This is a genomic window from Spirillospora sp. NPDC048911 (assembly GCF_043198015.1).
Classification (GTDB): domain Bacteria; phylum Actinomycetota; class Actinomycetes; order Streptosporangiales; family Streptosporangiaceae; genus Spirillospora.
Window position 1 is genome coordinate 836,637 of record NZ_JBICUD010000001.1, and the last position, 23,863, is coordinate 860,499.

The 23,863-nt window shown below is 67.6% G+C and carries 28 protein-coding genes and 1 tRNA gene; 17 read left to right on the forward strand and 12 right to left on the reverse strand.

From position 1 onward, the window contains the following. The first annotated feature begins 9 nt into the window (after positions 1 to 9). The 4 genes from ACGFNU_RS03935 (at position 10) to dnaN (ending at position 4,750) form a co-directional block, all read left to right on the forward strand. The gene (locus tag ACGFNU_RS03935; protein ID WP_392589930.1) at positions 10 to 1,053 is read left to right on the forward strand and encodes a multidrug resistance efflux transporter family protein; all 1,044 of its coding nucleotides are present in this window, start codon (positions 10 to 12) and stop codon (positions 1,051 to 1,053) included. Positions 1,054 to 1,462: 409 nt separating this feature from the next. Further along, entirely contained in the window at positions 1,463 to 2,950 is a 1,488-nt protein-coding gene (locus ACGFNU_RS03940; RefSeq protein WP_392589931.1) for a DNA-3-methyladenine glycosylase 2 family protein, read from the forward strand. 20 nt (positions 2,951 to 2,970) lie between these two features. After that, a complete protein-coding gene (locus ACGFNU_RS03945; RefSeq protein ID WP_392589933.1) occupies positions 2,971 to 3,516 on the forward strand; it encodes a methylated-DNA--[protein]-cysteine S-methyltransferase in 546 nt (181 codons plus the stop codon). A gap of 76 nt (positions 3,517 to 3,592) precedes the next feature. After that, complete coding sequence (dnaN, locus tag ACGFNU_RS03950) at positions 3,593 to 4,750, forward strand: DNA polymerase III subunit beta (protein ID WP_392590996.1); 1,158 nt, start codon at positions 3,593 to 3,595, stop codon at positions 4,748 to 4,750. A gap of 146 nt (positions 4,751 to 4,896) precedes the next feature. Here dnaN and ACGFNU_RS03955 read toward each other — a convergent pair whose 3' ends face one another. After that, positions 4,897 to 5,937 carry a WD40/YVTN/BNR-like repeat-containing protein gene (locus tag ACGFNU_RS03955; RefSeq protein WP_392589934.1) on the reverse strand — a complete coding sequence of 347 codons (1,041 nt, stop codon included), beginning with the start codon at positions 5,935 to 5,937 and terminating at the stop codon, positions 4,897 to 4,899. A 137-nt stretch (positions 5,938 to 6,074) separates the two neighbouring features. Further along, the gene (locus tag ACGFNU_RS03960; protein ID WP_392589936.1) at positions 6,075 to 6,638 is read right to left on the reverse strand and encodes a helix-turn-helix domain-containing protein; all 564 of its coding nucleotides are present in this window, start codon (positions 6,636 to 6,638) and stop codon (positions 6,075 to 6,077) included. Between the two features lie 110 nt (positions 6,639 to 6,748). On the opposite strand from ACGFNU_RS03960, the gene ACGFNU_RS03965 reads away from it, so the two are divergent. The 5 genes from ACGFNU_RS03965 (at position 6,749) to ACGFNU_RS03985 (ending at position 10,373) form a co-directional block, all read left to right on the forward strand. After that, positions 6,749 to 7,438: a B3/4 domain-containing protein gene (locus ACGFNU_RS03965; RefSeq protein ID WP_392589938.1), complete on the forward strand. Its 690-nt coding sequence runs from the start codon at positions 6,749 to 6,751 to the stop codon at positions 7,436 to 7,438. Beyond that, positions 7,438 to 8,301 (forward strand): EamA family transporter, encoded by an 864-nt coding sequence (locus ACGFNU_RS03970; RefSeq protein WP_392589940.1) that lies wholly within the window; start codon positions 7,438 to 7,440, stop codon positions 8,299 to 8,301. The genes ACGFNU_RS03965 and ACGFNU_RS03970 overlap by 1 nt, the downstream gene beginning before the upstream one ends. A gap of 159 nt (positions 8,302 to 8,460) precedes the next feature. Next, complete coding sequence (locus tag ACGFNU_RS03975; RefSeq protein WP_392589942.1) at positions 8,461 to 9,012, forward strand: snapalysin family zinc-dependent metalloprotease; 552 nt, start codon at positions 8,461 to 8,463, stop codon at positions 9,010 to 9,012. Positions 9,013 to 9,348: 336 nt separating this feature from the next. Then, positions 9,349 to 9,585 (forward strand): chaplin family protein, encoded by a 237-nt coding sequence (locus ACGFNU_RS03980; RefSeq protein ID WP_392589944.1) that lies wholly within the window; start codon positions 9,349 to 9,351, stop codon positions 9,583 to 9,585. A gap of 473 nt (positions 9,586 to 10,058) precedes the next feature. After that, the gene (locus ACGFNU_RS03985) at positions 10,059 to 10,373 is read left to right on the forward strand and encodes a hypothetical protein (protein WP_392589946.1); all 315 of its coding nucleotides are present in this window, start codon (positions 10,059 to 10,061) and stop codon (positions 10,371 to 10,373) included. 191 nt (positions 10,374 to 10,564) lie between these two features. Here the strand turns inward: ACGFNU_RS03985 and ACGFNU_RS03990 are convergent, their stop codons facing one another. Together ACGFNU_RS03990 and ACGFNU_RS03995 are read right to left on the reverse strand one after the other, a co-directional pair. Then, positions 10,565 to 10,774, reverse strand: coding sequence for a DUF397 domain-containing protein (locus ACGFNU_RS03990; RefSeq protein WP_392589948.1), 210 nt, complete (start codon positions 10,772 to 10,774; stop codon positions 10,565 to 10,567). 16 nt (positions 10,775 to 10,790) lie between these two features. Continuing rightward, positions 10,791 to 11,660 (reverse strand): helix-turn-helix domain-containing protein, encoded by an 870-nt coding sequence (locus ACGFNU_RS03995; protein ID WP_392589949.1) that lies wholly within the window; start codon positions 11,658 to 11,660, stop codon positions 10,791 to 10,793. A 243-nt stretch (positions 11,661 to 11,903) separates the two neighbouring features. Here ACGFNU_RS03995 and ACGFNU_RS04000 point away from each other — a divergent pair, with 243 nt between their 5' ends. Beyond that, on the forward strand, positions 11,904 to 12,188 hold the full coding sequence (locus ACGFNU_RS04000) for a hypothetical protein (protein WP_392589951.1): 285 nt from the start codon (positions 11,904 to 11,906) through the stop codon (positions 12,186 to 12,188). After that, positions 12,185 to 12,619 carry a hypothetical protein gene (locus tag ACGFNU_RS04005; protein ID WP_392589953.1) on the forward strand — a complete coding sequence of 145 codons (435 nt, stop codon included), beginning with the start codon at positions 12,185 to 12,187 and terminating at the stop codon, positions 12,617 to 12,619. Before ACGFNU_RS04000 ends, ACGFNU_RS04005 begins: the two co-directional genes overlap by 4 nt. Before the next feature lie 374 nt (positions 12,620 to 12,993). Here the strand turns inward: ACGFNU_RS04005 and ACGFNU_RS04010 are convergent. The 8 genes from ACGFNU_RS04010 to ACGFNU_RS04045 all read right to left on the reverse strand — a co-directional run bounded on the left by ACGFNU_RS04010 (position 12,994) and on the right by ACGFNU_RS04045 (position 19,034). Further along, a tRNA-Ser gene (locus ACGFNU_RS04010) sits at positions 12,994 to 13,114 on the reverse strand. Between the two features lie 1,501 nt (positions 13,115 to 14,615). Then, positions 14,616 to 15,287, reverse strand: coding sequence for a hypothetical protein (locus tag ACGFNU_RS04015; protein WP_392589954.1), 672 nt, complete (start codon positions 15,285 to 15,287; stop codon positions 14,616 to 14,618). Continuing rightward, positions 15,284 to 15,589, reverse strand: coding sequence for a hypothetical protein (locus tag ACGFNU_RS04020; RefSeq protein WP_392589955.1), 306 nt, complete (start codon positions 15,587 to 15,589; stop codon positions 15,284 to 15,286). Before ACGFNU_RS04020 ends, ACGFNU_RS04015 begins: the two co-directional genes overlap by 4 nt. A 105-nt stretch (positions 15,590 to 15,694) precedes the next feature. Then, the gene (locus ACGFNU_RS04025) at positions 15,695 to 16,552 is read right to left on the reverse strand and encodes a helix-turn-helix domain-containing protein (protein WP_392589956.1); all 858 of its coding nucleotides are present in this window, start codon (positions 16,550 to 16,552) and stop codon (positions 15,695 to 15,697) included. 30 nt (positions 16,553 to 16,582) lie between these two features. Then, complete coding sequence (locus ACGFNU_RS04030; RefSeq protein WP_392589957.1) at positions 16,583 to 17,095, reverse strand: DUF6879 family protein; 513 nt, start codon at positions 17,093 to 17,095, stop codon at positions 16,583 to 16,585. Continuing rightward, complete coding sequence (locus ACGFNU_RS04035; protein WP_392589959.1) at positions 17,070 to 17,312, reverse strand: hypothetical protein; 243 nt, start codon at positions 17,310 to 17,312, stop codon at positions 17,070 to 17,072. Before ACGFNU_RS04035 ends, ACGFNU_RS04030 begins: the two co-directional genes overlap by 26 nt. Positions 17,313 to 17,396: 84 nt before the next feature. Next, positions 17,397 to 18,212: a glycosyltransferase family 2 protein gene (locus tag ACGFNU_RS04040; protein ID WP_392589961.1), complete on the reverse strand. Its 816-nt coding sequence runs from the start codon at positions 18,210 to 18,212 to the stop codon at positions 17,397 to 17,399. A gap of 3 nt (positions 18,213 to 18,215) precedes the next feature. Beyond that, positions 18,216 to 19,034 carry a GntR family transcriptional regulator gene (locus tag ACGFNU_RS04045; protein WP_392589962.1) on the reverse strand — a complete coding sequence of 273 codons (819 nt, stop codon included), beginning with the start codon at positions 19,032 to 19,034 and terminating at the stop codon, positions 18,216 to 18,218. A gap of 147 nt (positions 19,035 to 19,181) precedes the next feature. On the opposite strand from ACGFNU_RS04045, the gene ACGFNU_RS04050 reads away from it, so the two are divergent. From ACGFNU_RS04050 to ACGFNU_RS04075, 6 genes are all read left to right on the forward strand, one after another. After that, the gene (locus tag ACGFNU_RS04050) at positions 19,182 to 19,325 is read left to right on the forward strand and encodes a hypothetical protein (protein ID WP_392589964.1); all 144 of its coding nucleotides are present in this window, start codon (positions 19,182 to 19,184) and stop codon (positions 19,323 to 19,325) included. A 38-nt stretch (positions 19,326 to 19,363) separates the two neighbouring features. Beyond that, positions 19,364 to 19,669, forward strand: coding sequence for a WhiB family transcriptional regulator (locus ACGFNU_RS04055; RefSeq protein WP_392589966.1), 306 nt, complete (start codon positions 19,364 to 19,366; stop codon positions 19,667 to 19,669). Positions 19,670 to 19,671: 2 nt separating this feature from the next. Next, a complete protein-coding gene (locus ACGFNU_RS04060) occupies positions 19,672 to 19,986 on the forward strand; it encodes a hypothetical protein (protein WP_392589967.1) in 315 nt (104 codons plus the stop codon). Positions 19,987 to 20,081: 95 nt separating this feature from the next. Then, positions 20,082 to 21,215 (forward strand): DUF2637 domain-containing protein, encoded by a 1,134-nt coding sequence (locus ACGFNU_RS04065; protein WP_392589969.1) that lies wholly within the window; start codon positions 20,082 to 20,084, stop codon positions 21,213 to 21,215. Then, complete coding sequence (locus tag ACGFNU_RS04070) at positions 21,212 to 23,413, forward strand: hypothetical protein (RefSeq protein WP_392589971.1); 2,202 nt, start codon at positions 21,212 to 21,214, stop codon at positions 23,411 to 23,413. Before ACGFNU_RS04065 ends, ACGFNU_RS04070 begins: the two co-directional genes overlap by 4 nt. A gap of 159 nt (positions 23,414 to 23,572) precedes the next feature. Continuing rightward, positions 23,573 to 23,827, forward strand: a complete 255-nt coding sequence (locus ACGFNU_RS04075; RefSeq protein ID WP_392589972.1) for a hypothetical protein — start codon at positions 23,573 to 23,575, stop codon at positions 23,825 to 23,827. Positions 23,828 to 23,863: the final 36 nt, after the last annotated feature.

Here is a 23,863-nt window from a genome sequence, read left to right on the forward strand (position 1 = left end):
ACGCGGGCAGTGGCGAACGTGGCGATGGCGAACGCGGGTTCGTGGGCGCGGTCAGGCAGGCACGCGGCCGTACGGCGGCGCGCTCCAGGCGGAACGGCCCCGGCCGCCATCGGGATCGGGCTTCTGGGCGCGCTGTTCTTCTCGTCCTCCTTCATCGCCAACAGGCTCATGGCCGTGGACGGCGGCGCCTGGGAGTGGAGCGCCTCCCTACGCTTCCTGCTGTCCCTGCCGGTGTTCTTCACCATCGTGGCGATGCGCCGCGGCGGTCTCCTGCCGGTGATGCGAGCCCTCCGCGCCCAGCCGGGCCGGTGGACGCTGTGGAGCACGGTGGGCTTCGGGCTGTTCTACGCGCCGCTGTGCATGGCCGCGACCACGGCTCCGGGCTGGATGGTGGCGGCGAGCTGGCAGGTGACGATCATCTGCGGGATGTTCCTGGCGCCGTTCCTGTACGCGCGCGGCGATCACCGGCGCCGGATCCCGATGAAGGGCGTCGTGCTCTCAGGCCTGATCCTGGGCGGCGTCTTCCTCGCCCAGCTCGGCGGTGAAGGGCACCTGTCCTGGACCGTCGCCGGCGGCGTCCTCGCGGTGCTGATCGCCGCCGTCGCCTACCCGGTGGGCAACCGCAGGACGATGGAGCTCGCCGGTGATGACCTCGACACGTTCCAGCGCCTGCTGGCGATGTCGATCGCGAGCCTGCCGTTCTGGCTGGCCCTGGGCTTGGCAGGCGGCCTGCGCGCGGGCCTTCCATCCTCTGGCCAGCTCACAGGCACCACAGTCGTGGCGATCTGCTCAGGCGTGATCGCCACATCCCTGTTCTTCGCCGCCACCCAACGCGTCCGCGACAACCCCCTCCAGCTAGCGGCAGTAGAGGCGACCCAAGCGGGCGAGGTGGTCTTCGTAGCCCTGCTGGAACCGGTGATCCTGTCAGCCCACCCGCCCGGCCCGGCAGCCTGGACCGGAATCCTGGCCATCACCGCAGGCGTGGCCCTCTACGCGTTCGCAGCCCGCCCCACCACCAAAAACCCCGCCCCCGCTCCGGACCAACCGCACTAACTAACGCGCGCTCCCACCCAAGCCACGCCACTCCACATGGGCGCCACCCGCGTCAACCACCCTCCGTCCGAGCGCCGCACGCAAGCGCGGATCGGCGCGCGCGCCGATCGTGCCGCTCCATGCGAGTGTCGCCCGCAACAACTGCCGCTCTGCAGGTGCGCGCTCGCGCTCGCGTGAAGTGCCGCTCTGCACGCTCGCGGCCCGCGGCGGTCGCATGGCGTCCCAGCCGCGTGAAGCGGCGCTTTGCACGTGCGCTCATCGTGCTGCTCTGCCCGTGTGTTGGTCGCGTCGGGCGGTTGGCGGCGCTGGGCTTGGTCTGCCGCAGGGGCGTCTCCGGTGTTGGCCTGGTCGGAAGGATGATGTCGGATTTTCGCTAGTGGGAGTTGCTGGCCTCGGGAATGCTGGGGGCATGCATGAGGATGTTGAGCGGTGCGTGCGGGCGGTCCAGTCCAAGGACGCTCGCTTTGACGGGTGGTTCTTCACCGGGGTCGTGACCACGGGTATCTACTGCCGGCCGAGCTGCCCGGTCGTCCCGCCCAAGCCCGAGAACATGCGCTTCTACCCGAGCGCGGCGGCCGCGCAGCAGGCCGGATTCCGGGCCTGCAAGCGGTGCCGGCCCGACGCCAGTCCCGGGTCGCCACAGTGGAACGAGCGCGCCGACGTCGTCGCCCGCGCCATGCGGCTGATCGCGGACGGGGTGGTCGATCGGGAAGGCGTGCCGGGCCTGGCCTCTCATCTCGGCTACAGCACCCGCCAGATCGAGCGGCAGCTCCAGGCCGAGTTGGGCGCGGGGCCGCTCGCCCTGGCCAGGGCCCAGCGGGCGCAGACGGCGCGGCTTTTGATCGAGACGAGCGCCTTGCCGATGGGGGACGTCGCGTTCGCCGCCGGGTTCGCCAGCATCCGGGCGTTCAACGACACCGTTCGTGAGGTCTTCGCGCTCAGCCCGACGCAGCTCCGTGACCGTGTGGCACGAGGCCATCCGGCCGTGACGGCCGCGGAGGAGTCGGTGGCGACCCTGTCGCTGCGGCTTCCGTTCCGGGCTCCTCTTTGCCCGGACAATCTGTTCGGCCACCTGGCGGCGACCGGCGTTCCCGGCGTGGAGGAGTGGCGGGACGGCGCGTACCGCAGGACACTGCGCTTGCCGAACGGCCATGGCATCGTCACCCTGCGGCCACTGCCGGAGCACGTGGCCTGCACCTTGTCGCTGACCGACGTCCGCGACCTGACGATCGCGATCAGCAGATGCCGGCGCATGCTCGATCTGGACGCCGATCCCGTCGCCGTCGATGATCTGCTGCGCACCGATCCAGTGCTCGCGCCGCTGGTCGACAAGGCTCCGGGACGGCGGGTGCCGCGCACGGTCGACGCGGCGGAGTTCGCCGTGCGGGCCGTGCTCGGCCAGCAGGTGTCCACCGCGGCCGCCCGCACGCACGCCGCCCGGCTGGTGACCGCGCACGGCCGGCCGATCAATGATCCGGACGGCGGCCTCACCCATCTGTTTCCCGATTCCGTCGCCTTGGCCGAGCTCGACCCGGCCGCGCTGGCCTTCCCCCAGACGCGGCGTACGACGCTCATGACGCTGGTGGAGGCGCTGGCGGCGGGAGAGATCGACTTGGGCGTCGGCAGCGACTGGACCGAGGCCCGGACGCGGCTCGCCGCGCTCCCCGGAGTCGGGCCCTGGACCATCGAGACGATCGCCATGCGCGCGCTCGGCGACCCTGACGCCTTCATCCCCGGCGACCTCGGCGTCCGCGTGGCGGCCCGCGAGCTCGGGCTCCCCGCCACACCGGCGGCGCTCACCAAACGTTCCGCGGCCTGGCGTCCCTGGCGGGCGTACGCGGTGCAGTACCTGTGGGCGACCGGCGATCATGCCATCAACCGGTTGCCGGCCGCCTGACCGACGAGAGGATCGACACGATGTCACCGAAGACCGTCCATCCCGGGCACCGGACGCACGCCGTGCTGGAGAGCCCGTACGGCCCGCTGACCATGGTGGCCACCGACGGCGTGCTCTCCGGGCTCTACATGAACCTCCAGCGGCATCGTCCGGCGGAGGAGCTGTTCGGCGATCGCGAGCCTGATCACCGCACGCCTCCGTTCGGCCCGGTCGTCGAGCAACTGGAGGCCTACTTCGCAGGCGAGCTCACGGACTTCGAGCTGCCGCTGGCCCTGCACGGTACGCCGTTCCAGCGCACCGTCTGGGAGGCGCTGCTGGAGATCCCGTACGGCGAGACGGTCTCGTACGGGCAGCTCGCCCAGCAGATCGGCAAGCCGTCCGCGTCCCGTGCCGTCGGCCTCGCCAACGGCAAGAACCCGATCAGCATCATCGTCCCGTGCCACCGCGTCGTCGGCTCCGCCGGCAGTCTCACCGGCTATGGCGGCGGCCTGGAGCGCAAGCGTCGCCTGCTCGACTTCGAGCACGAGATCCGTACTGCCGGGACGCCGGCGACGACGCTCTTCTGAAGGGGCTCCAGGCGGTTTTGTCCCTGACTCCGGCTAGCGTGCGTGGTGCAGGCATGAGTCGAGGGGACGCGACATGGTGGAGTTCCAGGTCGAACGACAGACGCTCGCCGAGGCGGTGGCCTGGGCGGCGCGCACGCTGCCCGCCCGGCCCGCGCTGCCCGTTCTGGCGGGGATGCTCATCGAGGCCACCGCCGACGGCGAGCTCATCCTGGCCGGATTCGACTACGAGGTCTCGGCCCGCGCCCAGACGGAGGCGGAGGTGGCCGAGCCGGGCCGCGTCCTCGTCTCCGGCCGGCTGCTCGCCGAGATCGTACGGAACCTTCCTCCACAGCCTGTGGATATCTCGACCAAGGGCACGGAGGTCGTGGTCCGCTGCGGCAGCGTCGAGTTCGGGCTGCAGCTGATGCCGGTCGAGGACTACCCGACGTTGCCGACCTCGCCAGGCCAGGCGGGCACCCTGCCAGGTGATCTCTTCGCCGAGGCCGTCACGCAGGTCACGCCCGCCGCCGGACGCGACGACACCCTTCCCATGCTGACCGGCGTCCGCATCGATTTCGAGGGCGACACGATGTGGCTCGCCTGCACCGACCGCTACCGGATCGCCGCCCGTGAGCTGACCTGGTCGCCGTCGAGCCCCGACTTCACCGCCGGGATCGTCGTCCCCGCCCGCACGCTCGCCGACACCGCCAAGTCGATCCGCCCCGGAGACGACGTCGTGATCGGGCTGGCGGGCGGCACCGACACCCTGATCGGCGTCGAGAGCGGCGGCCGCAGCATGACCACCCGGCTGCTTGACGAGCAGTACATCAACTACCGCAGCCGCCTCAAGGGCGAATGGACCACCGAGGCCCACGTCCGCACGGCCCCCTTCGCCGAGGCCCTCAAACGGGTGGCGCTGGTCACCGAACGCAACACCCCGGTCCGGCTGGCCTTCTCCGCGGACGAGGTGCGGATCCGGGCCGCCTCCGGCGACGCCGCCCGCGCCAACGAGTCCCTCCCGTGCCGGCTGAGCGGCGATGAGATCGACATCGCGTTCAGCCCGCAGTACCTGCTCGACGGCCTCGCCGGCGTCCACACCGAGTTCGCCCGCCTCCAGTGCACCGGCCCCACCAAGCCCGCCCTCATCACCGGCATCCCCGACCGTGAAGGCGACGAAGCCGCCACCGCCCCCCAGCACACCGACGCCGACACCGGCTTCCGCTACATAGCCATGCCCGTCCGCCTGACCAGCTGACGCCCCGTCCAGCAGGCCCGTGACCAGCAGGGCTCTGACCAGCAGGCCTCTGACAGGGACGCTCCTGACCGGCAGGCTCCTGACCAGTGACCGGCAGGCCCTTGACCGGCAGACCTCTGGCCAGCAGGGCCGTGACCGGCTGTTGGTCAGTTGTCGCTGGACTGGGCTCTGATCGGGGGTTCGGCGTCCACGGTGCCCGTGCGGACGACCTGGTGCGATCCGACCATGCAGACGCCGTCGGGGAGCGACGCGGAGGCCAGCCAGACCGTGCTGTCGCCCATGGGCTGCGGGGAGGCCGTCACGGTCCATCCGTGGCCGTCGTAGTGGGCCAGCTCGCCGTGGCCGCCCGCCACCCAGACGTCGCCGGGACCGGTCGCCGTGATCGTGTTGGCGGCCGTGATCGGGGCCTTGACACGCTTCCACTTGCGGCCGTTCCAGTGCAGGACGCGGTCGCGGCCGACGGCCCACGCCTCGTTCGGCGCGATCGCGATGACATCGGTGAGCGGGAAGCGCGTGGACGGGCAGGGCACGCGCGTCCAGGCACGGCCGTCGTAGTGCATGATCAGCCCGGCCCGGTCATCGGCGCCGACGGCCCAGACGTCGTCCGGCCCGGTGGCCGACACCGCGAGCAGCTTGCCCTTGGTGATCTGGGGCATGGCCGCGGCCCGCCAGTCCGTGCCGGACCAGTGGAGGGCGACCGGCCCCGCCGAGCCCCAGGTGAAACCGTGGCCGACCGCCCAGGCGCCGACGCCCGCGGCCGTCACGTCCGTGAGGACGCAGTCGCTCGCGGGCTCGGGAGTCTCCGGAGCGGACCACGACGAACCGTTCCAATGCCGGATCAGCGGAACCTCGGTGCCGCCCAGCCGGTCGTAGCCGCCGCCCACCGCGATGGCCCGGACGGGGCCGGCGGTGAGCGCGATCCCCTGGATGCCGGCGCCGACGAGCGCGGCCTCGGGTTCGGGGCCGGGCGGTACGACCCATGAGGAGCCGTCCCAGCGGGCGAGCAGCGGTTGCTGACCGGCGTGCCCGGCGACCCAGATCTCGGTCGGCGACGCGGCGGCCACCGCGGACAGCAGGTGCGGCGCCTCGGCGACGGCAGGGGCGATGGTTCGCCAGGTGGTCCCACCGGGGAGGACCATCACCGCGCTTTTGACCACGGCGCGGTCATGGGTCTCTGGTCGGTTCACCACTCACGGCCCCTCTGGGTGAGACGACACCTTTCGAGCGGGATCATCGACCGTCGAAGGGGTTCTTGACAAGCGTCCGCACATTTCCGCAACGAATGGACGGGGTTAGTGCGTTCCAATGTCACCGGCACTTCGGGTCACGGGTCCAGTACGGCGAGTGTGAAGCGCACGTCAGCGGCCGTTTCGTTGCCGTACGCATGCGGTCGGTCACCGACGAACACCGCGGCGGTTCCGGCCTCCAGGGTGTCCGTGTGGCCGTCCACGTTCAGGCTGAGCGTCCCCTCCCGGACGTGGATGAGTTCCTTTGTGCCAGGGATGTGGGCTTCGCTTTCCCTGAGCTCTCCGGGCCTCAGTATCCAATCCCATAGTTCCAGGGACGGGCGCGGATCGCTGCCCGCTAGGAGAGTTCCGGTGCCGCCATCTTGGCCGCGCCACAAAACGACGTGCCGGTCCGGCGGAAACAGCCGGACGAGTGGTTCATCCCGCACTTGGACGAGCTGCGTCAGGGACACTCCCAGTGCGTCCGCGATCCGGATCAGCGTGCTGAGATTGGGGTTGCCGCGGCCCTGTTCGAGCCCGACCAGAACGCCCTTGCTCACCCCGGCGCGCGCGGCGAGCTCGTCGAGGCTCCAGCCGTGGCGGCCGCGCAGGGTCCGCACGGTCCTGGCGACGGCCTCGCCGATCATTTCCTGGTCGCTCACGCTGGCCTCCCGTCCGGGCCCCAGGTTAGAGCCAGCCGTCCCTCGGTCGTTATACTGCCCTCTGTAGTCCATTAAAATGACCGCAAGGCCGATAGACGGAGGGACGCCCCATGCTGGATCAGATCATCGTTGACCAGGCCGTACGAGACCTGCGGCCGGACTTCGCGGTGCTCGTCATCACGGCCGAGGGGCTGACGAACGGGCCGAGCGACGACACCGCGTTCGAATGGCTGGCCGTTGCAGGCGAACGAGCCCAGAACCCCGAGAGCGTCCAGGCACCCGAGGAGCACCCGCATGTGATCGCCTGGCGTGAGGCCTATCAGGCCTTCGGCGCCAAGCCGAAGCGGACCCGGCCGTCCGTCGACGCCCTCATCCGCCGGGCCGACGCCCTGCCCGCGATCAACAAGGTCGTCGACGCCTACAACGCCGTCAGCGTCGAGTACGTCCTGCCGATCGGCGGCGAGGACCTCGACCGCTACCGTGGCGCCGCCCGCCTCGTCCGCGCTACCGGCGACGAGCCGTTCGACGTCATCGCCGGTGGCGAGCCGGCCGTGGAGCACCCCGCGCCTGGCGAAGTGGTCTGGCGGGACGACGAGGGCGTCACCTGCCGGCGGTGGAACTGGCGGCAGTGCGTCCGGACGCGCGTCACCGAGGACACCAAGAACGCCCTCTTCATCCTGGAACGCCTGGAGCCGTACCCCCTCGACCGGCTCCGCGAGGCCGGCGACGACCTGGTGGCCCGCCTGCGCGTGATCTCCCCGGACGTCCGGATCCAGAGCCGGCTGATCGGCGCCGAGTGATGGTGACGATCCTCGCCCTGGGCGCGGCCCTCTCCTATGGCGTCGCCGACTTTCTCGGCGGCGCCGTCGCACGGCGTTCGACCGCGCTCAAGGCACTCCTCTGGTGCGTTCCGACCGGGCTGACGTTCATTGTGATCGCGACCCTGCTCACCGGCGGGACGCCCGCCGCGCCGTCGATGGCCTGGGGTTTCGGAGCCGGTCTGGCCGGCGGCACGGGCTTGATCACGTTCTATCGAGCGCTGGCCCAGGGCCCGATGAGCGTCGTCGCCCCGGTCTCCGCGCTGACCGCGTCGCTCCTGCCGGTCGGGGTGGGCCTGCTGCGCGGCGAACGGCTCGACACCACCGTCCTCCTCGGCGTCCTCCTCTGCCTCGTCGCGATCGGCTTGGTGAGCATGGAGGAGAACGACGATGAACGCGCAACAGCCACCAACTGGCTGGACAACGGCCCCGTCATGGCCGGCGTATCCGGGGCCTGCTTCGGCGTCTTCTTCATCCTCCTCAAGGAAGCCGGTGACAACTCGGGCCTCTGGCCGCTCGTCGGCGCGAGACTGGGCAACCTCGTCATCGTCCTCGCCGCGTTCGCCGTGCTCGCCCGCCTACGTCCCGGCGCCGCCCCCAAAGTCTCGGGCCGCCTCATGATCGGCCTGGCCCTGCTCTCCGGCGTCCTCGACGCGGGGGCCAACGTCCTCTACTTCCTCGCGGTCCAGGACGGCATGCTCAGCCTCGCCGCCGTCCTCACCTCGCTCTACCCGGCGATCACGGTGCTGATGGCGAGGATCGCCTACAGCGAGCGCCTCCGCGCCGTCCAGCAGATCGGCCTCGCCCTCGCCGCGGCGGGCGTCGCGCTGGTCACCGTCGGCTGATCGCTGACCATGCCTGACTCTGGAACCTGACAGAGAATCAGCGTCCTTTGTGACACATCACGCCACTTGTTGGGCCAAACCGTCACAAATACGCTCAGGCCAACCTTGACCCGGGTCATGCGCAGTACAGCTCCTTACGGCCCAGAGGAGGCCCCCCGCATGCTGCGACGCAAAGGCGCGCAAGCCCTGATCGGCACCGCCGCCCTCACCCTCTCCATGACCGTCGCCCCGACGGCGCACTCCGCCGTCCTGGCCACGACCCTCTACTACGACGACAGCCAGGCCGCGGAGTTCAAGAGCGCCGTCGCCGCCGGTGCCCAGGCGTGGAACTCGAGCGTCTCCAACGTCCGCATCCAGAAGGCCCCGGCCGGCCGCCGCGCCGAGATCGTGATCATCGCCGACAACGGCTGGCCGCGCGCCCAGCTCGGCCCGGTCCGCCCCGGCGGCCGCGTCACGATCTGGTACGGCCGCCAGGCCGTCAGCGATGGCTACAACACCACCCGCATCGCCTCGCACGAAATGGGCCACAGCCTCGGCCTCCCCGACCGCAAGCCCGGTCCGTGCTCGTCCCTGATGTCCGGCTCCACCGGCGGCGTCTCCTGCAACAACGTCCTCCCGAACGCCTCCGAACGAGCCGGCGTCGACCGCAACTACGCCGGCACCCAGGCCCCAGTCCCCTTCAGCGGAGCCGTCCTAGTAGACGCCCCGTAACAAACGGCCCGTGGGCGAGGCCACCCCCTCGCCCACGGCCCCCAACGCCGGAAACGCCCCGATCCACCCTGCTGAACTTGACGGCCACAGGTGCCCCTTGAGGCGGACGTGGATTCACTCGAAACGGACGCCAAGGCAAGAGGACGCCAGGAGGGTCACGTTGATCCGGGCGATGGTGCACAGCGACCTTGCGCGGCAGTGTGACCGGTGGCTGCAAGAAGAAAGTCTCACCACCCGGTTACGGAACGTAGCAAGCTCTTCGCCGAAGATGTTGCTGAACGAAGTCAATCGTGCGCGTCACGTACGCGATGCAACAAGAGCCGGTCGGGAGCAGACATGCGCATCCTCGTTAAGACCGTCATCACCGCAGGAACCGTCATCGCCGCCCTGGGCCTGACTACTGCGACGGCGTCCGCCGCCAGTGGAGATGAGAAGGCGACCAAGTCCCCGGGAATCGGTTCCGGTAACCACGTTCAAGTTCCCGTGCACGTGCCCGTCAACGCCACCGGCAACAGCGCGAACGTCATCGGTGCTCTGAATCCAACGTTCGATAACACCAGCTCAAACGGCTAAGCCTCGCAATCGATCGCGTGTGGCCGCACACGAGCCAGTAGGCCCCCGGCGTGATGCCTCTTCACGATCGGCCCATGGAGAACGCGCCGCAGTGCCGACGCCTACGAACTGCTCATCAACGCCAGCGCGCAAGGACGCCAATCTGAGCATCGAACAGGCGCGGAGCTACGCCGAAGCCGCGTCGTGCTCATCGCTGCTCCGAAAGCTGTGCTCGTCCGCCGTACAGAACGGGCTGATGGACGAAGGCCATGGCCGCTCCTGAGCCCCTACAAACTCTGAAGGGGCGCTCGATGTTGAGCGTGTGTCTGCCCTCCGACGGCTCACATCCACCGAATGGCGCTCCCACGTTCCGTTGTTTGTAACTAATAGTAATAGACCTACTACTCTATGTTGGAACGCGAGGGTTGGGTGATGTAGATCTGGTCGGACGTGGCCAGCACCACGGCCAAACCCCGGCATGGAAGGCGTTCTGCATGAAACACCCCCTCATGCCCGCACTCCTGGCAACCACCGCGACGCTGCTGATCGCGAGCGTCGCCGGGATCACCCCGGCCCTCGCCGCCACCGGAGACGTGATCGTCTTCGGATCGGAGTACGAGGAGCTGACCACCTACAACGACCCCGAGGGCTGTCACAAACTCCCCCTGACCGCCCACGTGCTCATCAACAAAACGGACAAGCCCGTCCAAACCTACGGCGACCCGCTCTGCCTGACCCCGTCGCACACCGTGCGACCCGGCTACGGGGCCCACGTCGAAGCGGGATCCGGGAGCTTCAGCACCGACTGACCCCAACAGGGCGCCCCGTGAAGGCAGGCGCCCGCAAACAGATCATGGTGACGCCGGTGAGGATCAAGAGGTCCTCACCGGCGTCGCCGTCTGCGGAGCTTCTCTGGCCGGGGACGGATGATCTGTTTGGCGCATGCTCAGATGCGACGAGACCCCGACCTCGTGCTCGGTCGGGGTCTCGTGCGTTTGGCCTATGGGAGCTCGTGCTCACCGTTCTTGATGCGGGAGATCAACGCGGTCCATCCCTGCTCGGCAAAGACGATCAGGGGGCCCTCAGGGTTCTTGGAGTCACGCACGCCGATCTGGGCCGAAAGCGCAGCGACTTCAACGCACTCGCCGCCGTTGGTCGAGCTGTAAGTGCTCGTCCGCCAGGCGGTACGGGACTGGTCATTCAACGACATTCCGGTCCCTCTTCCTCTATTTGATCTTGTATCCATCGGCAATGGCGGCAAGGACGCTCAGTGACTTGTCGCGGTCGAGCGCCTCAGCGCGTACCTCGTCGAAGCAAGCTCGGTAAACGGCGGTCTCCTGTCGCTTGTCCAGCAGCAGGGAGCCAGTTCTGTGCTCGATGTAAGCATACTCGGACAGAGTAGGTTCTCCCAGGTCAAGCGATACAAGCATGAACGCTCCGAACATCGCGGCATGCGCACCGAGTTCGTTCGTCAGGACCTGGATCATGATGTTCCGCTGGCGCGCTTGATTCAGGAGGTACGTGACCTGCTCGTGCATGATCTCGCGCCCGCCGACTTGTCGACGGAGTACGGCCTCGTCGAGGACGGCGTACAAGTGCGCCGGTTCATCTCGACTCAAAATCTCCTTGCGCACCATGCGTGCCTGGACTCTGCGTCCTACCTCCTCCTCGGTCGCGGGATGAGGTTCGGCTCGCATCAGAGCCTCGGCGTACCGCTCGCTCTGGAGTAGGCCAGGCACCACCTGGCACTGATAGGTACGCAGCTCATCAGCTTCCGATTCGAGTCCGACATAGGTCTCAAATCCCATAGGTAGGACATCGCCGAATTGTTCCCACCATCCGCTTTGCCGAGCTCGACGGGCAAGCAAGTTGAGTGCGTCCCGCTCCTCGGCGCTTGCTTCATAGAGATCGAGCAACTTGCCCAGGACTATCGCCGGAACCGCCGTCTGCCCCTTCTCGAATCGCGTGATCGCAGATGGCGCCCGCGTGACGTGATTTGCTGCCTGGTCGGCTGACACGTCCTTGCTCTGTCGAAGCTTTCGGAGGCGGATCCCAAGCAGCAGCCGACCAACCGTTGGGCTTTCGCCTTGCGCCACAGCACTACCTCCCTCGCCGGCGGCATGCCGGGCGGATCCCAGGGGGGACATTGATCATAAGCAGAAGTCCAGATGGGGTTGCCAAATAGAATTCTATTGAGTCATTCTATGAGTAGTTACCTACCGTGGTTCTGAGAACACGAAGAGCAAGTAAGTGTCATACCACGCAAACCGCCGCGCGGCCGGGGCTTGAGATTGGAACCCTCCCCCGGCCGCGCGGCTTCTACCTCGCGAGGAGGCAGGATGACGATACCTGGCGGCGAGGGCGTCGCTCTCGTCGAACAACGTGAACGGGAACAACTCGCGCTCGTCGGGCTGCGGGTCGACTTTCCCGGGTACCGGATCACACGCGGGCGTCGCCACGATGACGCGCCCGGTTCATGGGTCGCGGCTCTCCATGATCCTGTCGTGGGCGTCGATCCCACGGTCATCGCGTCGACGGCGGCCGACTTGCGCGCCGCGCTGGAGGATCAGCGCCGCCGGGCGAGGGACGGGGAGAAGCCGCTCATCGAGAGGTACCGGCCATGACGACTGCGATCACAAACCGGCCGTCGGCCTGGTGGTCCCCGGACATCGCCCCTGACCAGGTCGAGACGATCATCAAAGCGGCCTTTCCTGCAGTCGACTTCATCCACTTCGGCGAGGCTTCACGCCTGTGGTGGGCGATGGTCCGCGGCCGCATGGTCGGAGCCGCCGATCTCGACCAGCTGTACGAGCGAATCACCGCCGAGCAGGCAGGGAGACCCGCGCCCCCGCATTGGTCGCCGGGACCTGACGGCCGAGCGACCCCTCGAACAAACGCGTCCCTTCTCGCGACGCGAACGCCGATGCCCTCAGGGGTAAGCCGCGTCGATATGCCGCTCGCCCCGCCGTCGCCCTACCCGGAGCCCGGCCGCTGGCGGCGATTCACCAACCGGTTTCGTCGGCTGCTCGGTCTCCCGGACGGAGACGACGGATGAGCGTTCAACTGAGCTGGGCAGGTCCCAGCAGGGCGCTATGGGAACACCAGAGGAAGACCAGAACCAAGGGCCTTCGGTGGTCTGGATGCGGCTGACGCGCACGCGATCACCCCACCACGGGGTTGCTGGGAGGAAGACTTGGAGATGCGCAGGGACGATGTTGTAGCAGGGCCGACATGACACATCCGACTCGGCGAGCGCGTCTCGGCTTGATCCACGGATGGGGTGGGGGTCTGGGGGCGGAGCCCCCAGCTTGGGGTCTGGGGCGGGAGCCCCGGGGGGAACTGCCCGAGCGGAGCGAGGACGATGCCCTTGAGGGGTACCAACATCAAGGGCCGCGGAGCTGTTATGCCAGCTCAACGGCCCTTATTGGGTGGCGGTGGTGGTGGGATTCGAACCCACGGAAGCTTGCACTTCACACGCTTTCGAGGTCTGCGGAGCCCCGTCCGCCCAAGATCACTTTAGTTCAAACCCCCAGCTACCCACCCCGCCACCGCGAGGCGACGGCGGTCGACGAACGCCCCTGAACGGCCCCGAACCCGGCCCCATCGAGACTAGAACTGAGACTACGGCCCGTCCAAGAGCGCAGGCAGTGAAGTAGCGATGGGCGGCGATGCCAGCGTGCACCGCCGCCCGAGCTGTCAAGTTAGACGCAGGGAGTCATTGCTTTTACGGGGCCTCGCAACATGCCACTGATTGAAACAGTGGCTTGAGCGCAGGTGCCACCAACGTGCTTGAGAGCGTCAGTGAAGACTGCAGTAGTTTTCAGGTGTGCAGAATAGCTGTCGATCACGCCGTCCGATCGTTTGATCGAAAGGGCAATGTCGAAGCCAATAGCTGGCTGAGACTTCTCTTCAAGGGCAATCCGGCCCCAGCTAACTCCGCATAGCGCAGATCGCATAACCTGAAGCGTTCCGAGTTTTTGGCTGCCGTCTGGGAGGTACAGCGCTTGCTGAGTAGCGGGGACAGCATCCTTCGTGCATCCGCCAGGGTCCTGGTGATCCACCATCACGGGCGGTGCTGGTGGTTTGGGGTCAGAGTCATGACGCAGCCCCCACCATGCCGGAGGGAGCGCGAGTGCAGTAAGGATCATTGTCACAATGGCGATCCGTTTGCCAGTCCAGACAATGCGGCGTCGTCGTGGCGGCTCGGGGGATCTTTGGGGGGCTATCTCGGTGGGCATGTTTTCCTTCCTTCTTCTCGATGGCGTGATGTCGCCAGATGTAGGGGCAACCTATAGCACGCCCTGGAAGATCGCTTTTCAGCCCCCCGGCTTACCGGTATGCAATCGCGAGGCGATTCATCCCAAAAGTCAGTTTTGTTGTGCTTGCATCTGTAACAGCATCCGCTTCTGTCGCAGGCGTTGACTTATCTAACTCTTGTAACTTCAGATACGGACAGTCCTCTATCCTTTTTCGGACGTCCATGCCTTCTGAGCTGGTCATCGAGCCTGTGAGCGTGTGATCGTGAGTTACTGGCGGGCGTTGCCTCCAGCCCATCCGCCGGCCGCTCCTCCTGCGTACGGGCCTCCTGGGCCACGTGGTGCCCGTTCTCGGTGAGGACCTAGGCATGCGGCGTATTGGATGGCCCCCAAGGAGAGGCGTGGGAAGTCCCTGGGGCCCACGACCCGTGCGTAGACATGGCCGCCGTCACGTCACGCACCGCCGGTAACGGCGCGGTTGGGTGGCCTGCCTGCTACGCGTGGGAAACCAGACCTGCGCGGGAGTCTCGGGACTTTCTACCTCCCGCGCAGGCGTCTACGCGGCGGACTCCTCGCGAGCGAGAAGCACAGTCGCATAGTGGAGAAGCACGACGTTCGCCGCGCGGTCTTGCGAGTTGCGGTCGTCGAAGCTGAGCGGCGACCGGTACCACTGCCACGGGCCGAGACCGTCAGGGGAGCACTTCCACAGCCCGGTACCCGCTATGTACGCCGTGGCGACGATGTCAGCGCCGTGCATGGCGCGATAGCCGCCGTGGGGAGTGCGGACGATGCGGATCAATGGTTCGGCCTTTCCGGGGGAAGGATGGCCATTCCAAAGCGCGCGGCAACCGCCATCAAGCCCTTCGACAAGATGTCGTCGAGCCCACAAATGATCTGGTCGTCATAGATGTCGTCCGGGTCGTCGCTGGCCCAGCGGAACAGGTCCTCATCGTCGTCGAACACGACCATGAACGGTCCGAGCAAGGCCGAGGACAGCCGGAGGTGACCGGGCCACACGGTGAACGGCTCGTCCACGAGCGTGGTGTTGATCAGCTTCAGCATGTGCCGTACCGCAGCCTCGAAAGTCTCCAGGGGCGGCGGGGGTGGAGGATCAACCTCCGGGCCGGAGGTTGCGATGTAGTGAACGCGCTTCTCCATGTCGCGGATCACCTCGTCTACCGTGCCGAGCAACATGCCTTGCTGCGCCAGCAGGACCCGCAGATGCGGCCGCGCGACGCTCACGGCGCGGCGTAGCGCGTCCGTCGTCGGCATCTTCGGGGAGCCCTTGAGTTGTGTTGCCGTGTGCTCGTAGGCGAAGGAACGAACCAGCTCCGTCGAGCGGGCGTTGATGCGGACCTTGGCACTCTCTGAGAATGCGTCCAACACGATCGACAACACGTCCAGCGGACGCGCCTCCAGCGTCTCGGCGTCGGCTGCTGCCTGGTGGACCGTCTTCCGCTCCGTCATAGCCGCATCCCCTCCTTGACCTTCTGCGCAGCCGTGGCGGGCTGATCGGCACGCGCGAACGCCTCGCAGCCTGGAACGCCGAACCACCATTCGCCGTGGTCGTACCTGCATTCGATGAACAGCGACCAGGAATCCGCCACGCGCACGACGTTCAGCACGGGGAAGCCGTCCCGCTCCACGATCACGACCGCAAGACGCTTCTCCGGCGTAAGCGCCACCAGAAGCCCACGCAGGTAGTTCAAGCGCTCGGTATGCACACCTTCCAGGACCGGGAGCAGAGACGGGGATGGCGGGAAACCCATGCGGAACACCTCGCGGGCTAGGCATGCCGGAACGTTGCATCACCTGCACGTTAGGACGGGCGTCATGGCAGGGCCCACGGGTGTGCCGAAGTGTGGCCCCCGGAATCACCGCCCCGTCAACACGGCCCGGTTGATGAGCGAGCGAGCAGCCTCGCCACTGACCGCCATTGCCGCGAGAGCGTCCAAAGCGGCGGCATAGCGCGCGATCTCACTGGGAGTGGTGACAGTGACCTGAGCTGACAACAACTCCACTTCGACGCGCTGAGCGTCATAGAGCGTGAAGGTCTCCAAGACCCATTGGCGCGGCCTGGCGGTGCCGCTCGGGATGATGCCCAGCCACACAGAGGGCAGGCGCGTCGCCTCGATCAGGCGAGTCAGTTGCTCTGCCATCGCCGCTTGGTCGCCATGCCTGTAGTACAGGACCGCTTCCTCCAGAACGAAGGCGAAGCGATGCCCGGATTTGTAGAGAATCTGTTGGCGAGCCGAGCGGGCTTCTACGGCTGCTTCCACGTCGTTGGGGGTACCGAATCGGTCCGTGATCGCGCTGAGAAGGGCGTTCGCGTATCCGGGAGTCTGAAGGAGCCCTGGAACGACTTGCGAGCAGTAGACCCGGAGGCTCTCCGTCTGTTCGTACAGCGGAACCTTGACCTCTTGGAGGCGCCGGAGTCCGGCGCGTTGCACCCTCTTCCATTCGACGTATGCGCCCTCGGCGGCGCGCAACTCGGCGAGCAGATCCTCAACTTGGTCCGCCGCACCGCAGACCTGACACCACTTGCGGATCACGGCGATGGACGGCGGGCGGGCAGCGTGCTCGATCTTTGAGACCTTTGTGCGCTCCCAGCCCGCCGCCTCGGCAAGCGCTTTGGCCGTCAGGCCGGCGTCTTCCCGAATCTCCCGCAGGCGGCTACCAAGAGCCTGGCGAGCCGCCTGGACGGGAGGATAGGGCGATGGGTTTTGAGGCATGAGGCGGAGTCACCCAGATCAGACAGGCGGCTACGCAGGCCGGTAGTCCTGGTGCGGTATGGCCCGCTCCCACACCGCTTCGAACGCGCTTGCGCACAGCTTCACCACTGCGGATTCCATGGTGAGTTCCGAGCCGAGGTAGTCACCAGGACCGGAGAAGAAGCCAAAGCGCACTAGGCGATCATCGAAGACCCAGAAGTCGTTTCCGGGCAAAGCGAGATCGGAGGCTTGACGGCGGGGCAGCCATCGCACCTGCTCCCCCGCCGTGATGTTGAGCGGCTCGGTGCATTCGTGCTCGAAACGTGGGAAGTCCGCCAACGGCTCAGAGACGATGCGTGCCCGGCGGATGGTCACCCCCCGGCGCACGGTCGAACTCACCAGGTCGAACCACTCGCGTTCGTGCTCGACGATGTTCACCGGCCGCCCGGCCTGCCACGCCACAAACGACGGATCGTCAGGCGTGTAGTGGTCCCTCATCTCCAGGTGGACAGCCGAAGAGACAGTAGACGCGAACAGTTCAGCGAACGTCTTCTCCTGCTGCACGCAGTGCCTCCAAGATGGTCGTCCTCATGCGAGCGGGCAGCCTGACGATCGACTCGCGTTCCCCCATGGGGCTGTGCGTGCTCGCCTCGGTGAGAGTGCTTACGTTGGTCTCGGTCGTTCCTTGGAACAGTAGATCGCCGGTCTCGTAGTCCATGAAGACGGCCGGACAATTGCCGCTGTTGGTTCCGGGATCGATGCACAAGAAACGTAGCGCCATGGTGCCCTCCTAGGTCGGGGGTGTGCCCGAAGGTGGCACACCCGGTAGCCGCTACGGCCGATCAGACGTCGGAATGCCACTCGGTCAAAGACTGGTGTCCTTCTCGGCTGGCCCGACGTGCACGTCCTTGGTGTGGTTCTCGAAGCCGATCGCTGTCTCGGGGGGAAAGCGGAGTCCGCTCGCCTCCAGGAGGTCTGCGCGCTGCAGCGCGAAGCGTCGGCATTCAGCGCTCAACGCGCGTGATCCCTCGGTGCGGTGTGTCTGCTTGGGGTGATGGCGGTAGAGCCACGTGATTGCCTCGTCGTAGTACCCGTCGGTGATCTGGGACAGTGCGGCGAACGTCGCAAGCTCATCGTCGTAGGGGATGCCTGACCAGCCGCCCAGCGCCCGGAAGGAAGTTGCCCGGAGCATGAGCGCCGCGCCGTGAATGGGCCAGTTCGCGCCCTGTTCGGCCGCGTAGGCGTTGATGGCGCCGGCCTTTTGCAGGCCGAACGGGATGGGAGAGGGATACGGCTTGCGCGTCCCGTCCGGTAGGAGGTCGTCAGCTTGGCCGATGGCCCAGTGAATGCGGTGTTCCTCAAAGCGCGGGATGAGCGTTAGGAACGCGTCTGGCAGGAGCACATCATCGGAATCAAACGCCTGGAGCAGGGCGCCGGACGCACGGGAGAGTGCCAGGTTTCGAGTCGAGGCGATGCCGAGCTGCCGACCGTTGGCCGCGAAGCGCACGCAGTCCACCCCGGCGAACCGTTCGGAGAGCTGGGGCGTGTCGCCGTCCTCCTGAACGATCCACTCAAGATCCCACCCGTCCGGGAGTTTGAGCGCCTCAACGCTCTTGATCGTCTCTGGAAGGAACTGGCCGGATGAGGCGTGGCATGCGGTGATGATCGAGATGAGCGGCATAGGTCACTTCTCCCAAGGAGCGAGCGGCGTCTCAAAGGACAGTTCGGTTCGATCGGCAGGAAACACAGCGTCGGACACCTCCACCACACGGCCGTTCGTGTCGATGGAAACGCGGCGAACCTCAAGGACAGGGACGCCCTGTTCCATGTCCCATTCCTGGCGCTCAACGGTGGTCGGCATGCGGCCGGACACCTCGTCGACGATCCGCCCGAGTTCGATCCCGAGGCTGGCCAGTTGGTATTGCGTACCGCCTGCCCATGGCTCCTTGTTGGGATCGAGGTAGTCAGGATTCGCGCCGATCAGTTCAACAGGCAGGTACGAGAGGCTCCACGCGTTCCGGTGCCCGCCCCTGCGTACTCGCGTCTCATAGGTCCGTTGCAGGATCTCTGTCCCCACGTTGACCTTGAAAACGTTCGCGAGATCCTCGTTCGCTCGGATCACCTCGTAGATGGCGCTGTGCTCCAACTGGTCGAACGCGATGTTCGTCTCCAGTTCGGCGGTGCCCACCTGTGCCCGTTCCTGCTCCGGTCGAACGGCGAGATCCTTCTCGATCTGATGACGCGTCGAGGACCTGACGATGCGCTGTGGCGGTACCCGCACCGTCAGTGGCTTGCCCCGCCCGCCGGAGACCAGCCCTTGATCTTTTAGTAGGCGGTGAGCCTCACGGGCCGCGCCCACCGTGCAGCTCCACTCTTCGCAGAGCTCATGAATCGTGGGGACCTTGTCACCTGGGGTGAGTTCGCCGCGCTCGATCCGTATCCGGATGTCGTCGGCGATGGCGAGCGGTACTGAACGCTTCGCGGGCGTGACCTGAGGTTTCATGACTTCAAAGTACACCGGTTTGCAAGTTCGCCAACAAACTTCGCCAGAAGATCTTGCGCATGCCACTCCGTCCGGTCTAGCGTCCTGCTCGTTCGCCGGTTTGCCAGCAAACTGGCAAACAAGCCAACGAGCCTAGGAGGCGCGCCGATGTTGCAGCAGCCGAAGAAGATCTGGCCGAGTCTCGCGAGCGTCGTGCTCGTGGTCTTCGCGTTCAAGAACCCCGAGAAGGCCGCCAACTTCATCGACCAGGGACTCATGGCCATCGAGCGCTTCGCCAACGCCCTCGGCTGACCGTCCGCCCATCCCCTTCCCCCGCAAGGAGCCGCATCATGATCCACATCGCGCTGACCAACCTGGCCAAGACCACCACCGATCTGCGCGGCGAGCCCATCGAGGGCGCCCAGTGCCGCTTTGACCCCGAGCTGCACACCGGCCCGGACGCCTTGACCGAGGAGACGCCGGAGGACCGCGAGGTGCGCGAAGCGGTCGCGATCGGTGTCTGTGAGACGTGCCCGCTTCGTCAGGCGTGCTTTGAGTACGCGGTGGCGACGCTGCCCGAGTTCGGCATCTGGGCGGGCTTCACCGCCGAGGAGATCGCCGCGCTGGCCATCGCGTCCCTGGGGGAGGTGGCCTGACCATGGCCGAGGACGTCAAGCCCGCGATCGTGGTGGATCTGGTCGGCGCCGGACGGGGTACCGGCTACGTGGCGACCGGTCCGCACGCGGGCGCCGCCGTGGCCACCGGCCGAGAGGGCAACCGCCACTACGCCGAGATCGACGCCGACCGCCAGATCACCGCCTACGGAAGCTCGATCGACGTGGCGGTACGCCGCGCCGCCGCCCGGCTCGGCATCACCGGAACCGCACTTATCAGCGTGGACGCCACCGGCAGCGAACGCACCATCCCCCTGGCCGAGGGCCGCACCTGGCGGGCGATCAGGCCCGCGTCATGACCGCGTTCGCAGCATCGGGACGGCCCTGTTCCCGCCAAGAAACCGGCCGCCCCGATGACTCCCAGTCCCCTCGCAGAGACAGGAGCACCGCCATCATGGCTGACAGCCTGGCCACGCCGCCGCCATCCTTCGGAAACCTTGACCAGCCTCGGCCGCAGGCCCGCGCGCTGACCGGCAACGAGTTCACCGCCGTCGCCACCGTGGCCGCCTGTGTGGCGGTGCTGGGGCTGTTGGGGTTCGTCAACAGCTTCGCCGCCGTCGAGCAGGCCGCGCGGCCCTCGTTCGGCTGGTTCGCCTGGACCGTCCCGCTCGGCATCGACCTGGGCATCGCGATCTTCGCCGCGCTGGACATCGTCCTTGCCCGCCTGGACATGCGGGTGCGGTGGCTGCGCCTCATCCCCTGGACCCTGACGGCCGCCACGATCTACCTGAACGTCGCGGAAGAGGCCACGGCGTTCGGTGCGGTCGCGCATGCGGTCCTGCCATGCCTGTGGGTGCTGGCCGTCGAGATCGGCTCCCACGTCGTCCGCATCCGCGCAGGCATCGAGGCCGGTACCCGCATGGACGGCATCCGTGTCTCGCGGTGGGTGCTGGCGCCGTGGCCGACGCTGAAGCTGTGGCGCCGCATGGTGCTGTGGGAGATCCGCTCCTACCCCGAAGCCCTCGGCCGCGAACGTGACCGCCTGCTCGCCCTGACCGACCTACAAGACACCTACGGACGCTGGACCTGGCGCCGCAAGGCACCCCGCCGCATCCGCGCCCTGTACCGCCTCGGCGAACTCACCGCCGCCGAGACCGCCACCGTGCCCACCACGGACCGTCCCGCCATCGAGACCGGACCGTCCACCGACACCGACCCCAATCCGTCCAAGACCGAGCCCGAGACGGTCCCCAAGACGGAGCGTGCACGGTCCGCCTCGACGTCCCGTGCCCGGTCCCGGACCGGTGCGAAGGGCGGACGTAGCCGCACGGCGCGGACCGTCCCGGACGTGGACGACTTGATGCCGCTGGGCTGGCGCATCGCCGCCGACCTGACCAAGCAGGACCGTGCCCTCACTCGGGACGCGTTGCGTGCCGAGTTGCGTAAGGCCGGAAGCGGCGCCGGTAACGAACGCGTCGGCGCCCTGCTGGCTCGGCTGAAGACCGAGGCGCCGACCGATCCCACTACGCAGACCGCCGACCCCGCTGCCGTGGCCGTGAGCGCGACCGAGGGAGACGACGCCCGATGACGATCAACGGCACCCCCAACCCCATGGCCGACGTTGTTCGCCTGCCCCTGCCGACCGCCACGCCGGACACCGACACGACCCCTGAGACTGCTCCGCCCGCCGAGGACGCCACCCCGCCGGAGACCGCGCCCGAGATGCAAGACACCTCGTACGCGGTGGCGCTCGACGAGCCGGAACAAGAGGAGACCGGCGACACCACCCCAGGGCCGGTGTTGTCGGGGACGGTCCTGCGCCCCGCGGGCGACGACGCCACTACCGAGGGTGCGCGGCGTTCGATCATCCCGCCGGTGTTTCGGGATCGGGTGACGTTCAAGGCCGCCGTGCGCAAGCTGGTCGGGCGGTGGCTGCACATCACCGCCTATCACGCCGTCCGCGCGCCCTGGTATGCGGTCAAGATGACCGGCTACGCCCTGCTCGGCGCAGGCAAGCTGACCGGTCGGCAGGTGCGGTGGTGGTGGCTGCTGGAGCAAGAGCCGCTGCGTCAAGCCGCCGCGAGCAAGGGCGACGCGGACCTGTGGCTCAAGCTGCACCGTGAGGCCGTCAAGGTGCGTACCGGGCGCGGCCTGGCCGTGCTCGGCGAAGTGGTCCTGATCGGCGCCGGAGGCGTGTTCGTGGCCGGTTCACTGTGGGCGGTGGCGGGCGCGGTGGCGGTGGTGGTGCCGCTGCTGGCACGGATTGGCCGTCCCGCCGGCCTCAGCATCGTGGGGCACGCGGTGATCCCGTCGCGGTACCGGGTCATCACTCATGACGTGGTGCTGCGCGCCTACTACGTCGCTGGTCTGGGCCACCCTGACAAGCCCCAGCAGCAGGTGCAGTTCGCCGCGCCTGGCCTGGCTGCCGATGGCGACGGGTCCAAGGTCACCGTGGACCTGCCGTACGGGAAGGGCTTTAACGAGGTCATCAAGGCTAAGGACGCGCTCGCCTCCGGCCTGGACGTGGCGATCTCGCAGGTGTTCGTCACCCGCGACGCCACCTCACATCGGCGTCACACGCTGTGGGTGGCCAACCGTGACCCGCTCGCGGTGCCCGTGGGACGGACGCCGCTGCTGCGGTGCAAGCCCACCGACATTTGGGAGCCTGCCCCGGTCGGGTTGGACGAGCGCGGGCGTGGGGTGACGGTGCCGCTGCTGTGGAACTCGACCATGGTCGGTGCGCAGCCTCGGCAGGGAAAGACGTTCTTCGCTCGGCTGCTGGCGCTGTACGCCGCGCTGGACCCCTACGTCCGGCTAAGCGTGTTCGACGCCTCGGGCAAGCCGGACTGGCGCAAGTTCGCGCTCGTGGCTCACCAGTTCTCCTCCGGCCTGGTGATGACCCGCGACGGCGACCCGGTCGAGATCCTGATCGAGGCGCTTCGCGAGTTGAAGGCCGACGTTCAAGACCGCTACCAGCGGTTGTCGGACCTGCCCACCGACGTGTGCCCGGAGGGCAAGCTCACGCGGGACATCGCGCGTGACCCCAGGCACGGGATGCCCGTTCGGGGCGTGTTCCTGGATGAGTTCCAGGAGTACTACGACACCCCGGACGCTGAGGCGAACAAGGAGATCGCTTCGCTGCTGTTGTTCCTGGTCAAGACCGCTCCGGCGGCGGGGGTGTTCATGGTGGACGCCACGCAGAAGCCATCGGGGATCGGGGCGGGGCAGGTGGCGACGTCGTTCAACTCCTTCCGGGACAACCACCAAACCCGCTTCAGCCTGCGCACCGGTTCCTGGCAGGTGTCGGATCTGGTTCTCGGGGCGGGCGCCTACTCCGAGGGGTTTGACTCCTCGCTGCTGCTGCCCTCCTACAAGGGCGTGGGCATCCTGCGCGGCGCCTCCGACGACACCCCCACCGTGCGATCCCACCTGGCCGACGCCGAAGACGCCGAAAGGATCCTCACCGCTGCCCGCGAGCTTCGCGAGCGCGCCGGAACACTGTCGGGGCACGCGGCCGGAGACCGCACCGCCCGCCAGGTGCGGGACGTGCTCGCTGACACGCACGCCATGTTCCTGCCCGGCGAGAGCTTCTTGCCCTGGCAAGAGTTGGCCGCGCGCCTCGCGGACAAGCTTCCGGCCTCGTATGGGGATCTGACGGCCGAGGCGATCTCGGCTCAGGTGCGCTCGTTCGGTGTACCGAGCGTGAACGGCAAGCGTGACGGCCAGGTGCTCAAGGGCGCCAAGCACGACGCCATCACCGACGCCCTTAAGACCCGCTCGACATGACTCCGGCCGCCCGACCGAGCCGGGCGGACGGTAGCGGACACCTCGGGGCGGTAGCGACCGCGCTACCGCCCTCGCTACCCACCTGATCAGCGCCAATACCCGCAGGTAGCGGGTAGCGCGCCCCCTTCACCCTGCCCAGAAACACCCGCCGGAGGCACCATGACCCCCCTCGCCGCCGCTACCGCTACCCACACCGACGCTACGCCCACCCTGCTCGCCATCGGCCTCCTGATCGCCGCCGGATACGGCGTCGCTTGCTGGCTGTGGCCCTTCCGGGCGTGCACGCGCTGTCACGGCGCGGGCAAGTTCCGCTCGCCGTCCGGCCGCGCCTGGCGCTACTGCAACCGCTGCTCGGGCAAGGGCGCGCAACTGCGCCTCGGCCGCCGCCTGTGGAACGGCCTCAACCGCCGTTGACCGCAGGCCCGCCGCCGCACCCCGCTTCGTTCTCTC